Origin of the sequence: Luteolibacter ambystomatis (assembly GCF_018137965.1) — a bacterium.
Classification (GTDB): Bacteria; Verrucomicrobiota; Verrucomicrobiia; order Verrucomicrobiales; family Akkermansiaceae; genus Luteolibacter; species Luteolibacter ambystomatis.
On sequence record NZ_CP073100.1, the window covers coordinates 5,040,097 to 5,053,353 of the forward strand.

General features: G+C 62.6%; 18 protein-coding genes. 17 read left to right on the forward strand and 1 reads right to left on the reverse strand.

Going from position 1 to position 13,257, the window contains the following annotated elements; all coding sequences use genetic code 11:
- The first annotated feature begins 42 nt into the window (after positions 1-42).
- The 17 genes from rplP to KBB96_RS19805 all read left to right on the forward strand — a co-directional run bounded on the left by rplP (position 43) and on the right by KBB96_RS19805 (position 10,870).
- Positions 43-462: a 50S ribosomal protein L16 gene (rplP, locus tag KBB96_RS19725; RefSeq protein WP_211631211.1), complete on the forward strand. Its 420-nt coding sequence runs from the start codon at positions 43-45 to the stop codon at positions 460-462.
- Positions 463-515: 53 nt separating this feature from the next.
- Positions 516-713, forward strand: coding sequence for a 50S ribosomal protein L29 (rpmC, locus tag KBB96_RS19730; protein ID WP_211631212.1), 198 nt, complete (start codon positions 516-518; stop codon positions 711-713).
- 32 nt (positions 714-745) lie between these two features.
- Positions 746-1,018, forward strand: coding sequence for a 30S ribosomal protein S17 (rpsQ, locus tag KBB96_RS19735; protein WP_211631213.1), 273 nt, complete (start codon positions 746-748; stop codon positions 1,016-1,018).
- A gap of 74 nt (positions 1,019-1,092) precedes the next feature.
- On the forward strand, positions 1,093-1,458 hold the full coding sequence (rplN, locus tag KBB96_RS19740) for a 50S ribosomal protein L14 (protein WP_211631214.1): 366 nt from the start codon (positions 1,093-1,095) through the stop codon (positions 1,456-1,458).
- 26 nt (positions 1,459-1,484) lie between these two features.
- On the forward strand, positions 1,485-1,709 hold the full coding sequence (rplX, locus tag KBB96_RS19745; RefSeq protein ID WP_211631215.1) for a 50S ribosomal protein L24: 225 nt from the start codon (positions 1,485-1,487) through the stop codon (positions 1,707-1,709).
- Positions 1,710-1,767: 58 nt separating this feature from the next.
- Entirely contained in the window at positions 1,768-2,343 is a 576-nt protein-coding gene (gene rplE, locus KBB96_RS19750; RefSeq protein WP_211631216.1) for a 50S ribosomal protein L5, read from the forward strand.
- Positions 2,344-2,373: 30 nt separating this feature from the next.
- On the forward strand, positions 2,374-2,769 hold the full coding sequence (gene rpsH / locus KBB96_RS19755; protein ID WP_211631217.1) for a 30S ribosomal protein S8: 396 nt from the start codon (positions 2,374-2,376) through the stop codon (positions 2,767-2,769).
- 28 nt (positions 2,770-2,797) lie between these two features.
- Positions 2,798-3,337, forward strand: coding sequence for a 50S ribosomal protein L6 (gene rplF, locus KBB96_RS19760; protein ID WP_211631218.1), 540 nt, complete (start codon positions 2,798-2,800; stop codon positions 3,335-3,337).
- Between the two features lie 41 nt (positions 3,338-3,378).
- On the forward strand, positions 3,379-3,735 hold the full coding sequence (rplR, locus tag KBB96_RS19765; protein WP_211631219.1) for a 50S ribosomal protein L18: 357 nt from the start codon (positions 3,379-3,381) through the stop codon (positions 3,733-3,735).
- Between the two features lie 17 nt (positions 3,736-3,752).
- The gene (gene rpsE / locus KBB96_RS21110; RefSeq protein ID WP_211631220.1) at positions 3,753-4,463 is read left to right on the forward strand and encodes a 30S ribosomal protein S5; all 711 of its coding nucleotides are present in this window, start codon (positions 3,753-3,755) and stop codon (positions 4,461-4,463) included.
- Positions 4,464-4,494: 31 nt separating this feature from the next.
- Entirely contained in the window at positions 4,495-4,941 is a 447-nt protein-coding gene (gene rplO, locus KBB96_RS19775) for a 50S ribosomal protein L15 (RefSeq protein ID WP_211631221.1), read from the forward strand.
- Between the two features lie 98 nt (positions 4,942-5,039).
- Positions 5,040-6,566: a preprotein translocase subunit SecY gene (gene secY / locus KBB96_RS19780; protein WP_211631222.1), complete on the forward strand. Its 1,527-nt coding sequence runs from the start codon at positions 5,040-5,042 to the stop codon at positions 6,564-6,566.
- 11 nt (positions 6,567-6,577) lie between these two features.
- On the forward strand, positions 6,578-7,225 hold the full coding sequence (locus KBB96_RS19785) for an adenylate kinase family protein (protein ID WP_211631223.1): 648 nt from the start codon (positions 6,578-6,580) through the stop codon (positions 7,223-7,225).
- 35 nt (positions 7,226-7,260) lie between these two features.
- Positions 7,261-8,040 (forward strand): type I methionyl aminopeptidase, encoded by a 780-nt coding sequence (gene map, locus KBB96_RS19790; protein ID WP_211631224.1) that lies wholly within the window; start codon positions 7,261-7,263, stop codon positions 8,038-8,040.
- A gap of 81 nt (positions 8,041-8,121) precedes the next feature.
- A complete protein-coding gene (locus KBB96_RS19795) occupies positions 8,122-8,964 on the forward strand; it encodes a hypothetical protein (protein WP_211631225.1) in 843 nt (280 codons plus the stop codon).
- 99 nt (positions 8,965-9,063) lie between these two features.
- Positions 9,064-9,597 (forward strand): hypothetical protein, encoded by a 534-nt coding sequence (locus tag KBB96_RS19800; RefSeq protein WP_211631226.1) that lies wholly within the window; start codon positions 9,064-9,066, stop codon positions 9,595-9,597.
- 109 nt (positions 9,598-9,706) lie between these two features.
- Entirely contained in the window at positions 9,707-10,870 is a 1,164-nt protein-coding gene (locus tag KBB96_RS19805) for an FtsW/RodA/SpoVE family cell cycle protein (protein ID WP_211631227.1), read from the forward strand.
- 99 nt (positions 10,871-10,969) lie between these two features.
- On the opposite strand, the gene KBB96_RS19810 is transcribed toward KBB96_RS19805, so the two are convergent.
- Entirely contained in the window at positions 10,970-13,201 is a 2,232-nt protein-coding gene (locus tag KBB96_RS19810) for a transglycosylase domain-containing protein (protein ID WP_211631228.1), read from the reverse strand.
- Between the last annotated feature and the right edge of the window lie 56 nt (positions 13,202-13,257).

The window sequence follows — 13,257 nt, forward strand, 5'->3', positions numbered from 1 at the left end:
TCCTTTTCCCGCAACCCGAACTTTTCCCAGGAGGACTAAGCCATGCCTTTGATGCCCAAACGAACCAAGTTCCGCAAGAGCCACCGCGGCAGCCGATCCGGCAACGCGACCAGCGGAACGACCGTCGCTTTCGGTGACTTCGGTCTCCAGACCGTCGACCGCGGCTGGATGACCAACCGCCAGATCGAAGCCTGCCGTATCGCGATCAACCGCTACCTGAAGCGTAAAGGCAAGGTGTGGATCCGCATCTTCCCGCACAAGTCGGTGACCGCCCGCCCCCCGGAAACCCGAATGGGTAAGGGTAAAGGCTCCGTCGAGTTCTGGGTGGCCGTCATCCGCCCGGGCAACATGCTCTTCGAAGTCGCCGGCGTCCCGGAATCCCAGGCCCGCGAGGCCATGCGCCTGGCCTCCTACAAGCTCGGCATCCGCACCCGCTTCGTTGTCCGTAACCCGCACGCCTGACGCTCCCCGCGTTCCGTTGCGATCCACCGAATCCCATCAAGATCACCGCTTCCATGGCAACCAAGACCAAGGACATCAAGGAGCTGACCGTCGCCGAGCTCCAGAACCGCCTGCGCGAACTCAAGCAGGAGTCCCTCAACCTCCGTCTCCAGAAGGCCACCGGCCAGCTTGAGAACTCCGCCCGCATCCGCATCGTCCGCCGCGAGTCCGCCCGCGTCCAGACCGCCCTCACTGCCAAGCGCAACGCTTGATTCCGGAACGCAACGCCAACCATAGACTCAACATGAGCGAGACCACCACCACGGACTCCACTCCGCACCTTCGCAAGACCCGCGTCGGCGTTGTCGTCTCCACGAAGATGGACAAGACCATCGTCGTCGAGCACGTCGCCCGCGTTCCGCACCCGAAGTTCAACAAGATCGTCAAGCGCTCCAAGAAGTACTACGTGCATGACGAGAAGGGTGAAGCCGCCATCGGCGATCGCGTCCGCATCGTCGAGACCCGTCCGATCTCCAAACTGAAGCGCTGGAACCTCGAGAGCATTCTCTCGCACTGATCCAGTCACCTCGGTGACCGGACGTGCCGTCCGGATCATCCACCACTCCAGAAGCTCCTACTTTCCTATCCGCCATGATCCAGATGGAAACCAAGCTGACCGTCGCCGACAACACCGGCGCGCGCAGCGCCAAGATGATCGGTGTCCTCGGCAAGCGCACCCGCATCGCCAATGTTGGCGACGTGATCACCGCCCACATCCGCGACTCGATCCCCACCGCTTCCGTGAAGAAGGGCAGCGTCGTGAAGGCCGTGATCGTCCGCACCGCTGCTCCGATCCGCCGCGCGGACGGTTCCGTGCTCCGCTTCGACGGCAATGCCATCGTCATCATCGACAAGGACAACAATCCCCGCGGCACCCGCATCTTCGGACCGGTCGCCCGCGAACTGCGTGAAAAGCAGTTCATGAAGATTGTTTCGCTTGCACCGGAGGTTCTCTGAGTCCACTTCCAGCCCCGACAATTTCCATGAAGACTCACGTTAAGAAAGGCGACGAAGTCGAAATCATCGCCGGCAATCACAAAGGCAAGCGTGGCACGGTTCTTTCCGTGAACGCCGCCAAAGGCCAGGTCGTCGTCGAAGGCGGCCGCAAGGTCAAGAAGGCCACCAAGCGTTCCGAAGCGAATCCGGATGGCGGCCTGATCGAATCCGACGGCCCCGTTCATATCTCCAATGTCAAGAAACTGGGCTGAGACTCCGGTCTCCGCCCGCGCTTAAGCGCACAACCAATAGCGCTGACCCGCTGAAAAAATGAGCACACCAAAGCTGCAACAGCACTACAAGGAAAAGGTCGTGCCGGCTCTCACCGAGAAGCTCGGCTACGGCAATCCGCATCAGGTTCCCCGTCTTGAAAAGATCGTGGTGACCTCCTGCATGGGCAAGTCCCCGGACCGCAAGCTCGCTGTCGACGACGCCGTCGTCGAAATCGGCAAGATCACCGGCCAGAAAGCGTCGATCACCTTCTCGAAGAAGGCCGTCGCCAACTTCAAGCTCCGCGAGGGTGAAGCCCTCGGAGCCCGTGTCACCCTCCGTGGCACCCGCATGTGGGAGTTCCTGGACCGCTTCATCAACCTGACGGCCCCGAACATCCGCGACTTCCGCGGGATCCCGTCGAAGTCCTTCGACGGCAAGGGCAACTACGCCGTCGGCATCCCCGACCAGTCCATCTTCCCGGAAATCGAGATCGACCAGATCAAGCGCCAGATCGGCTTCGACCTGATCTTCGTGACGACCGCCAAGACCGATAACGAAGGCCGCGAACTGCTCCGCGCGCTCGGCCTGCCGTTCCGTGACAACAAGAAGGCCGAAGAAGGCGCCGCTGCCTGAATCCAGACCCATTAAGAAAGACCTGACACCATGGCAGTTCTCACCGACCCGATTTCCGATTTCCTGACCCGCCTCAAGAACGCTTGCCGCGCGGGCAACGAGGAATTCAACGCTCCCCACTCCAAGATCAAGGCGGACATCGCCAAGATCCTCCAGGAAGAGGGATACATCTGGAACTATGAAGTCGTCACCGGCGATCGCACCGAAATCAAGGTGAAGCCGAAGTTCATCGACGGCCGTCCGGTTCTCACCGATCTCAAGCGCGTCTCGAAGCCCGGCCGCCGCACCTACGTGGGCACCGGCGAGATTCCCCGCGTCATGTCCGGCCTCGGCATCGCCATCCTTTCGACCTCGAAGGGCGTGATGACCGGCGGCACCGCCAAGCGTAACAACCTCGGCGGCGAGCTCCTCGCCATCGTTTGGTAATCCTAACCCTGAGAAAGGAACCAATCCCATGTCACGAGTTGGCCTCAAGCCCATTTCGCTTCCCGAGAAGGTTGCCGTCAAAGTCGACGGTGGCCAGGTGACCGTCGAAGGTCCCAAGGGCAAGCTGAACTTCGCTCTTCCGGAAGGCATCACCCTCACCACCGGGGACGGTGGTGTGACCGTCTCCCGCTCCACTGAATCCCGCCAGCACAAGGCACTCCACGGCACCGCCCGCAGCTTGATCAACAACATGATCATCGGCGTGTCCAAGGGCTTCGTCAAAGACCTTGAAATCCAGGGCGTCGGTCTCCGTGCCGCCGTCAAGGGCAAGGAAATCGACCTTTCGCTCGGCCGTTCCCATCCGCTCCTTCACCCGATCCCGGCCGGCCTCACCGTCACGGTGACCGACAACACCAAGATCAAGGTGGAAGGCATCGACAAGCAGCTCGTCGGCCAGTTCGCCGCCGAGGTCCGCGGCTACTACCCGCCGGAGCCTTACAAGGGCAAGGGCGTCCGCTACGTCGGCGAATACGTCCGCCGCAAGGAAGGTAAGAGCGTCGGCAAATAACGCACGCAAGACGAACGAAACCACGAACCGATCAACTGCAAATGAGCAAGATCAACCGCAAGGAAATCCGCCGTCGCGTGCATGCCCGTATCCGCCGCAAGGTGGGGGGTACGACCGAACGCCCGCGTCTGGCCATTCATTACTCGAATCAACACATCTACGCGCAGGTCATCGACGACACCGTCGGCAAGACCCTCGCCGCCGCCTCCACCCTCGACAAGGAAGTGGAAAACGCCTCCTCGAACATCGCCTCCGCCCAGAAGGTCGGCAGCCTGATCGCCGAGCGCGCCAAGGCCGCCAACATCGGCACCGTGGTCTTCGACCGCGGTGGTCACCTCTACCACGGCAAGGTCAAGGCCCTCGCCGACGCGGCCCGTGAAGGTGGCCTGCAGTTCTAATCCCCAGACCGATCAACGTGAGCAACGACAATACCCAACCTGGAGCAGGTGCTCCGGCTCCCGCCCCTTCTACCGGCGGTAACTTCCGCGGCGGCCCAGGCGGCCAACGCAGTGGTCCTGGTGGCCAGCGTGGTGGTTTCGGCGGCGGCCCTGGTGGTCAGCGTGGCGGTTTCGGCGGTGGCCCTGGCGGCGACCGCGGCCGTGGTCGCGGCCCGCGCCGTGACGACCGCGCCCCGCAGGAGGCCGATGGTCCCCAGCTTGCTGAAAAGGTTGTCTTCATCAACCGCTGCGCCAAGGTCGTCAAGGGCGGCCGTCGCTTCAGCTTCTCCGCGCTTGTCGTCTCCGGCGACAAGGAAGGCAAAGTGGGCCTCGGTTTCGGCAAGGCCAAGGAAGTCGCCGATGCGATCAAGAAGGCCAGCGAGATTGCCAAGCGCTCGCTCAAGCCGATGAACATCGTAGAGGGCACCATCCCGCATGAAATCGTCGCCGAATTCGGCGGTGGCAAGGTGCTCCTGAAGCCCGCCTCCCCGGGTACCGGAATCATCGCCGGTGGCGGTGTCCGTGCCGTCTGCGAAGCGGTCGGCATCCGTGACGTCCTCGCCAAGTCGATGGGCTCCTCCAACCACGCCAACGTGGTGCAGGCCACCCTCAAGGCGCTCTCCCAGCTCCGCACCCGCGACCAGGTCCTGTCCTCCCGCGGCAAGAAGAAAAAGGAAAAGGCCATCTGAGCCGGATCCCCATCCCAACTTCCACTAGGAAATGAAACTTCACGAACTCAAGCCGAACAAGGGTGCCAAGCACCGCGTCAAGCGTCTGGGCTGCGGCGAAAGCTCCGGCCACGGCAAGACCTCCGGCAAAGGCAACAAGGGCCAGCGCGCCCGCTCCGGCGGCTCCGTCCGCGTGGGCTTCGAAGGCGGCCAGATGCCGATCCATCGTCGCCTGCCGAAGAAGGGCTTCAACAACTACGAATTCCGCGACGTCGTCGCGGTGGTGAACCTCAACGACCTCGAGGAAAACTTCGATGATGGCGCTGTCATCACCGAGGAAGTTCTCAGAGCCGCGGGCTTCATCAACGGCCGCTATGACAAGGTGAAACTCCTTGGCACCGGCACTCTCACCAAGAAGCTCACCATCACCGTTTGCGCGGTGAGTGCTTCCGCCCGTGAGAAGGTCGAGAAGGCCGGTGGCACCGTCACGGTGGCCTGAGGTCCCTTCCCGCATACCTCCTGTTTCTCGCCGGTGAGGAAGCGCTTGCGCGCTTCCTCATCGCGTTTATAAACCGCGCGACTCTTTTCCCTGCCCCAATGATTTCTGCGTTTGCCAATACCTGGCGGATTCCCGAACTCCGCGACCGCATTTTGTTCACGCTGGCGATGATCATCATCGTCCGCCTCGGCGTCCACATCACGCTCCCGGGCGTGGATGGTACCGTGATCAAGGCGCTCATGGATTACCAAAGCAAGGCCGATCCCAAGGATCCGGCCGGTGGCCTGACCGCCGTGCTAGCGATGTTCTCCGGCGGCGGCCTCCAGGCGGCGGGCCTTTTCGCTCTCGGCATCATGCCCTACATCTCCGCGTCCATCATGATCCAGCTCATGACCGCGGTGGTGCCGAAGCTCGCCCGCCTTTCCCGTGAGGACGGCGGACGCCAGAAGATCACGCAGTTCACGCGCTATCTCACCATTGTCATCGCGCTGGTCCAGGGTTTCTTCGTCGCCAAGTCGCTCACCCATCCGGAAAGCATGCCTTATCTTTCCGCGATCGCGACCCATCACCTCGGCACGCTGGTGCCGGATCCATCGCTGACTTGGTATGCCCTGGTGGTCGCCACGGTGGTGGCCGGAGCCATGCTGCTGATGTGGATCGGTGACCAGATCACCGAGCGCGGCATTGGCAACGGCACTTCGGTGATCATCGCGGTCAACATCATGGCGTCGCTGCCCGGAGCATTGATCCAGGCCTGGCACTTGTTCGTGGTCCCCGCCAAGGGAACCGCCAGCGATGGCAGCGCCTTCAACTCCTGGAAGATGCTGCTGATGCTCGTCCTGCTTCTTGTCGTGATCGCGGGTGTCATCGCCCTGACCCAGGCCCAGCGCCGGATCGCGGTCCAGTATGCGAAGCGCGTCGTCGGCCGGAAGCAGTTCGGCGGCCAGACCCAGTATCTGCCGCTCAAGGTGAACTACGCGGGCGTGATGCCGATCATCTTCGCCACCGCTGTGCTCTCTCTCCCGCCGATGATGTTGAAGTGGATTTTCCCCAATGCGAGCTGGGCGACGAGATTGAATGACGCCCTCGCCGGTGGCGGCACTTGGTACTACGTCCTTGGAGCCCTGTTCATCTTCTTCTTCTCCTACTTCTGGGTAGCCACCATGTTCCAGCCGTCCCAGATCGCGGAGGATCTGAAACGCAATGGCGGCTACATCCCCGGCGTGCGTCCCGGCAAGCCGACCGCCGAGTTCCTCGATTTCACGATGACCCGCCTGACCTTTGCCGGGGCCATCTTCCTCACGATCATCTTCATGCTGCCGGTGATGGTTGGCGCGATTGTGAGCCTTCCGCCGAGTTCCCTCGTCCTCCACTTCTTCGGTGGCACCAGCCTGCTGATCATGGTTGGCGTCGTGCTTGACGTGATGCGCCAGGTGGAAACCCACCTTATCCAGAAGCACTACGACGGCTTCCTCCGCAAGGGTAAGATCAAGGGCCGCTACGACCGCCTCGCCCAGACCGGTTCCGCGGCTTCGCGGACCGCGCTGGTTTACCTGTGGACCGTGGTCGCCGTGCTGGTGATCTTCGGCACCGCCGTGTGGATCTACAACAGGGGCGGCCACTGATCGAAAAGGCCATGGCTCTCCGCGTCGTGCTCCTCGGTCCGCCTGCTTCCGGCAAGGGGACCCAGGGGCGCCGGTTGGCCGACTCCGCGGGCGTCGCGTACCTCAGTACCGGCGCCCTCTTGCGTGAGGCGGTTGAGAACGGCACCCCGCTCGGTCTTCAAGCGAAGCCGATCCTCGATGAGGGCGGCTATCTGCCGGACGACCTGATGTGTGGCATCCTCGGCGAGTGGCTGGAGCGGCATCCGGATGGCTGGGTGCTCGATGGCTTCCCCCGCAGTGTCCCGCAGGCGGTGTTCCTCGACCAGTGGTTGGAGGATCACGGTCAGTCTCTCGACCGGGTCATTGCGCTCGATGCTCCTCTGGAGGAACTGCTCCATCGCATCCTCGGCCGTGTGGAATGCCCGGACTGCCGCTGGACCGGCCAGGAATCGCAGGCTCCGGATGATCATTGCCCGATCTGTGGTGCGACAGTGTCCCGCCGCGAAGACGACGACGAAACGAATTTCCGCCGCCGTCACGCGGCCTACACGCGCTTCACGGTGCCGCTGCTGGACTACTATCAAACCCATGGCATTCTGAGCCACTTGGACGCCACGGCGTCCGCCGATGTCGTCAGCGGCGCGATCCGCACCCTGTTCGACCCCACCACGGCCGGTTGAACCGTCCGCACTTTTTCATTCCTGCATTCCTTCCCATGGCCCGCCACAATCGCATCCCGATCAAGTCCGCCCGCGATATCGAAAAGATGCGTGATGCCGGACGCGTCGCCTCCGACGTGTTGCAGGAACTCGCCAAGGCTGTGGAACCAGGCCGCACCACCGGTGAGATCGACAAACTGGCCGCCACGTTGATCGCGAAACACGAGAGCAAGAGCGCCTTCCTCGGCTACCGCGGCTTCCCCGGCCAGATCTGCATCTCGGTGAACGAGGAGGTCGTCCACGGCATCGGCGGCTCCCGCCGCATCCAGCCGGGGGACATCCTGAAGATCGACGTCGGTGTCGTGAAGAGCGGTTTCATCGGTGACAACGCCACCACCGTTCCCGCCGGAGACATCCTCCCGGAAACCAAGCGCCTTCTTGCCGCCACCGAGCAATCCCTCTACGAAGCCATCGCCTGGGCTCGTCCCGGCAAGCGCCTTTTTGATCTCTGCGGTGCCGTTGAGGACTACGTGAAACCGCTCGGCTTCACCATCGTCCGCGACTTCGTCGGCCACGGCGTCGGGCGCAACCTGCATGAGGAGCCGCAGGTGCCGAACTACCGCCCGAACGGCAAGAGCCCGATCCTCATGCCCGGCATGACCCTCGCCATCGAACCGATGGTGAACGCGGGCCGTCCTGGTGTCCGCATCCTTGATGACGGCTGGACTGTCATCACCGAGGACCGCCAGCCCTCCGCCCATTTCGAGCACACCGTCCTCGTCACTGATGGTGAGCCGGAGATTCTCACCTGGCGCCCGCGCGAGACCTTCGTGTGATAGTCATGGTACGGGCCGCAAGATTGCAGCGCGCACCGTTGTATCCCGGATATGTTGTGGCCTCGGCTCCTTCTGGCGTGGGTGTTGTTGCTATCGGCGACAGCCTTCGCAATCGATTGGCCTTCTGGTTTCCAATTGGAAGAAGAGACGACTTCGCCTGATGGCCGGCTGGGTATTCTTTCGGCCGACGGTAAGGCGTTCCATCGTGATGAGGACCACGCCAAGGCCGCGCGCCTGATGTATCTGGCGGATTTGAAGGAACACCGGATCATCAAGGACATCGCGATTCCCGGGTATTCGGAAGCCCGCTATCTTGAGGTGAATTGGGATGCGGATTCTTCAGCATGCGTGCTGGTGCACCGGGCCCGCCACAGCTTGTTGGGGATCGAGCTGGTGGAGTTGACCCGTCATGGAGCACGCCGCACGGATCTCGGGGGCGTTGTCAGCAGAGCTTTGGATCAGACCTACCTTTGTTGCCGGGTGGATTGTCATTTCCGGTTCCTGACCGACGGACGACTGATGGTCCGTTGCCTGGGAGATGACAACCCGCGCGAGCTCCAGGATAAGGAGAGAACCTTCGGGTTGTTTACGGGGGTCTTTGATCGTCGCAAGAGTCGTTGGTCGTCATCAAAATCGGGGGTGTTGGACGAAGGACAATACCAGACGCTGGTGGAGGCCTTTGAACCGTGGACGCCGCCTGGTGGCTCCAACGGGGATGTCCTGCATGCGATGGAAGAACGGATGCGGGTCCTCGGGAATGGACTGGAAGCGGTTCTGACCCGGGAGCGGTATCGCGATTTCCAACGGGATCAGGATGTGTGGAAGGGGGCCGCGAAAAATGGGGAGGCAGCCGTTGTCGATTCGGAATGTGTTCGGTTCGCGGAGAGGCTTGCAAAGATGGAGGCCCTTTTATGGCAACCCTGAGTCCGGGATTTTCCCGCCATTGGAATTCATCGGCCATTTCCCATTTGCCGCTACCGGGATGACCCGTTAGTCAAATAGCCCATGTCGATTTCAAACTGGATGTCCTGGGAAGGTGGCGTGGATCTCGTGGCCGTCACCCATCCGTCATTGGCGATGCCGAACGTGATCGTGCATGTCGCGCGCGTGGTGCACACGCCGGTCGGTTCCGCTCCGGCGGGCATGGTGTTCTGGCAGCCCGATGCGAATGCCGCGCCGGTGGTGATGGGCTTCATCAGCTCGAATCCCACCGTGGGCGCTTACTTCGGTCCGAAGATTTTCGCGGGCACTCCGTTTGAAAACGCGCCGGTGCTCGATGCCGAGATCACCGTCCGTGGCGAGGGCGATCAAGCGACCGCCCGCGTGGTGGTCGCCGGTCATACTTTCGAGACTTCATTGAACGGTCTCGGCGATGCCGAACTCATCTCCCGCGAACCGGCCCCTACCGCTCCCTTCCACCAGCAGGGCCTCGAGCGTGTGGCAGCCTCCGCCTCGCTCACCGTTGATGGCAGGGAGGTCAATGTGATCGTGCCTCCGGTGGGCATTTCCGGTGGTCCTGCGGCGGTTTTCTCGCCGAACGGACTCTACGCCCGCTGAGCACGCGGTGATCTGATTTTTCACCGACGCCCGCCTTGCCATGGCGGGCGGGGACGGTATCGTGCGGTTCTTTCCCGCGATGACGCCGTTCCTGCGTAAACTTCTGGGCATGAACTGGATGCTTGTCCTGGTCATGTATGGCATCCTGATCTTCGGCCTCTTCATGGTGGAGAGCGCCGCCCGCCACCTGCCTTACCCGGCTGACAAGCACGATCTCTTTCCCTCCGCCGGGCTCTACTACGCCCATCTGGACAAGTACTGGATCGCGGCCGGCAGCGTCGCTTTCTTCGCCGCTTCGTTCGTGAACTACCGCTGGATCCGTTGGCTGGGCATCCCTGTTTATCTCGTCAGCCTCGGGTTGATGGGCGTGGCGATGGTGCAGAAGAACGCGGTCTATCAGGTGCATTTCGGCTCCTTCTCGTTCCAGCCCGCACAGCTCGGCATCTTCTCCGGCATCGTCATGATTGCCTGGCTGATGCAGGACCTGCCCAAGCTCCATCGCATCTTTGGCTCGCCCCTCGCGCGGATCGGAATCATCGGTGTGACCTCCGCCATCCCCTTTCTGCTGGTCATGAAGATGGGGGACATGGGTTCCGCGCTGGTGTGGGTTCCCGTGATCGTGGTGGCGCTGGTGATCGGAGGCGTGCCCTTCCGCTACCTCTCGTTCATGACCTTCATCAGCATCGGGTTGCTTCCGCTCATCAACTTCATCGCGCTGCCGATGTTGTCGAAGCGCGGTCCGGAACGTATCGATACCTGGCTGCGCATGGCCCAGGGTCAGGAGGTGGACAAGAACGGCGATGCCTACGCCGCCTACTACGTGTCCATGGCCATTGGTAAGTCCGGTTGGAAAGGTGCGGGCTGGAACGCCAGCGCCGATTCCGGATCGCTGCACGCCCGCAAGTTGATCCCCTTCCTCACCGCCCACAATGACTACATCTTCGGCGTGATTGGAGAGGAACTCGGTTTCCGCGGCAGCCTGCTTCTCATCACGGCCTATGGGATACTGCTGATCCAGTGCCTGTTCATCGCCTTTTACAGCAAGGACGTGTCAGGGCGCCTCATCTGTTGTCTGGTGGTCGCATTGTTCTTCGCGCACATTTTCGAGAACATCGGCATGGACGTGCTGCTGCTGCCCATCACCGGTATCCCGCTGCCGCTCATCAGCTACTCCGGCACTTTCATCGTGATCTGCATGTTCCTGCTCGGGCTGGTGCAGAGCGTATGGATCCATCGCAACGACGGAGTGGAGGAAGAGCCCGTGGAGGCTTGAGCAAGGAGCAGGGACATTCCTGTTCCGTTCTTGAAATGAAGCAGCCAGCAAAGCTGGGTGGTTTTCAACACGGGACAGGAATGTCCCTGCTCCTTGGAGTCACAGCTTCTTCACCTTGATCGTCACGGACCGCTGCGTGCCGTCACGTGGATCAGTTGCGATCAGCACATGTGTCCCGGGCTGTAGGACCACCGCGGCCTCCGGAGCCGCTGCTTCGACCGCCAGTGTGGGCGATGACCACACCGCCGTACCCGGCAGATTGGTCGCCACACGCAATCTTTTGCCACCCGAGGGCAGCTCCGGATCGAGCAGGCAGGTGATCCCATCCAGCGGCGCGAGAATCTTCAGCGGCTCTTGTGCCGGACGCTCGGCTGCCAATGCGAGTTCATTGCGCCGACGGTTGTCCGTGCTCTTGAACCACTCCTGATACATCGCATCGAGCACCACATGGCCCTCCGCATCATAGTCCTCCGCTGCGGCGGGCAGCGGCTGCCGGTCGGTGAGACAGAGCTCGCTGCGCGGCACGATAGTCCCCCATGCATGCGGCAGCGCCTTGCCGGTGCGTTCATCCACGCCGAGCTCCATCACTCCCTCCGGACGAGGCAACCATTCCGCCGCGCTGTCGCGCTGCACGCGCACCAGCGTGCGATGAAAAATCGGTCCCGCACCCGCGACTCCGGACAAGCCCTTGATTGGCGTCTGGTCGAAGTTCCCCGCCCACACGCCCACGGTGAAATCCTTCGTGAAGCCCACGCACCAGTTGTCATGGAAATCCGAGGACGTGCCCGTCTTTGCTCCGCACTTGAACGGCAGTTCCAGCGGCCCGTGCCGGCCGAACGAGGGCGCGCGCGCATCCGCATCGGAGAGAATGTCCGCCACCAGCCACGCGCAGCGCGCGTCAAACGCCCGCCGGGGTTCCTCCTGAGGTGTGGAGAGGAATAGCCGCGGTGGGAAATACATCCCTCCGCGCGCGAGCGTCGCATACGCGTTGGTCAGTTCCAGCAAACGCACCGGGGCATTGCCGATGGTCAGGCCGAGTCCGTAGTGATCCGGTCGCTCGTCGAGCGTGGTGAGCCCGAGATCGGTGAGCAGATGATACAACGGCTCCGGCCCGCCGAGATCGTTCAGCTCACGGATCGCCGGTACGTTCAATGAACATGCCAGCGCCGTGCGGATCGACACCGGACCGCGATGCGTGTGGTCGAAGTTGCCGGGAAGATTGAGCCCCTCCGGCGTGCGGAAGCGTGTGGGGATGTCCGCCACGATCGAACCCGGATAGCGGCCCGTGCTTTGGAACGAGAGCAGGTAGGTGAACGGCTTCAATGTCGAGCCCGGCGAACGCGGAGCCAGCGCTCCGTTGATCTGCCCGCCGCGCGGATCGTTCCAATTACCGGACGACACCAGCGCGAGGATGTCACCCGTCGCATTGTCGATCACCACCACCGCCGCATGACGCAGGTTCGCACCGCGCAGCGCGGCAAGCTCTTCACGCACGATCGTTTCCACATCCCGCTGCAACGGCAGATCGAGGGTGGTCTGGAGATCGTGTCCTTCGCTTCCCACAGGTGGTGAAAGCCACGGAGCCACCGGCTTTTCTTCCAAGGGCCGCAGCCCGGGTTGCTCGCCGATGGCTGCGGAAATCCGATCCGCTGGCGTCGCTCCAGCTTTGGCCAACCGACCAAGCACCACGTTCCGCCGTGCGATCGCCTGATCGGGCCGCTTGAGCGGATTGAGGCGCGTCGGGGCCTGCGGCAGACCCGCCAGCAACGCGCACTCGCCGAGCGAGAGATCCGCCAGCGGCTTCTGGAGCAGGTGCCGAGCCGCCTCCATCGGTCCTCTACGACGATTGCCGTAGTCGAGCCGGTTGAAATACGCGGTCAGGATCTGTTCCTTCGTCCACGTCATTTCCAAACGCCGCGCGCCCAGTGTCTCGCGGATCTTTGCCATCAATCCGCGGCTCGTCGGTGGCGATGAAATCTTCACCAACTGCTGCGTGATGGTGGAGGCCCCGGACACCACGCGGCGGTGCGCCACCAGATCCCGTACGGCCCGGCAGGTCGCGAGCAGGTCCACCCCGCCGTGTTGGAAGAAGCGCTTGTCCTCCGCCGCGAGCGTGCACGCGATGAAATCCGGCGGCAGGTCCGCAAGCGTGACCGGTTCGCTGCGGGAGAAATCGTCCAGCGTCAGCCGCCGGATCGGTTCGCCGTGGCGGTCCAGCAGCACTGGGGATGCCGCAGGCTCCGTCCCCAATCCCGCGGGCAGCGGGACCAGGAACGGCAGCACGAACCAGCCGAAGGCCCACAAGGCCGCAAGCGCTAGCGGAATGGCCACGCGCTTGCGGCGGAGATGACGGAGCGGTTTCACAACCATCGGGGCCACGAAGGCCC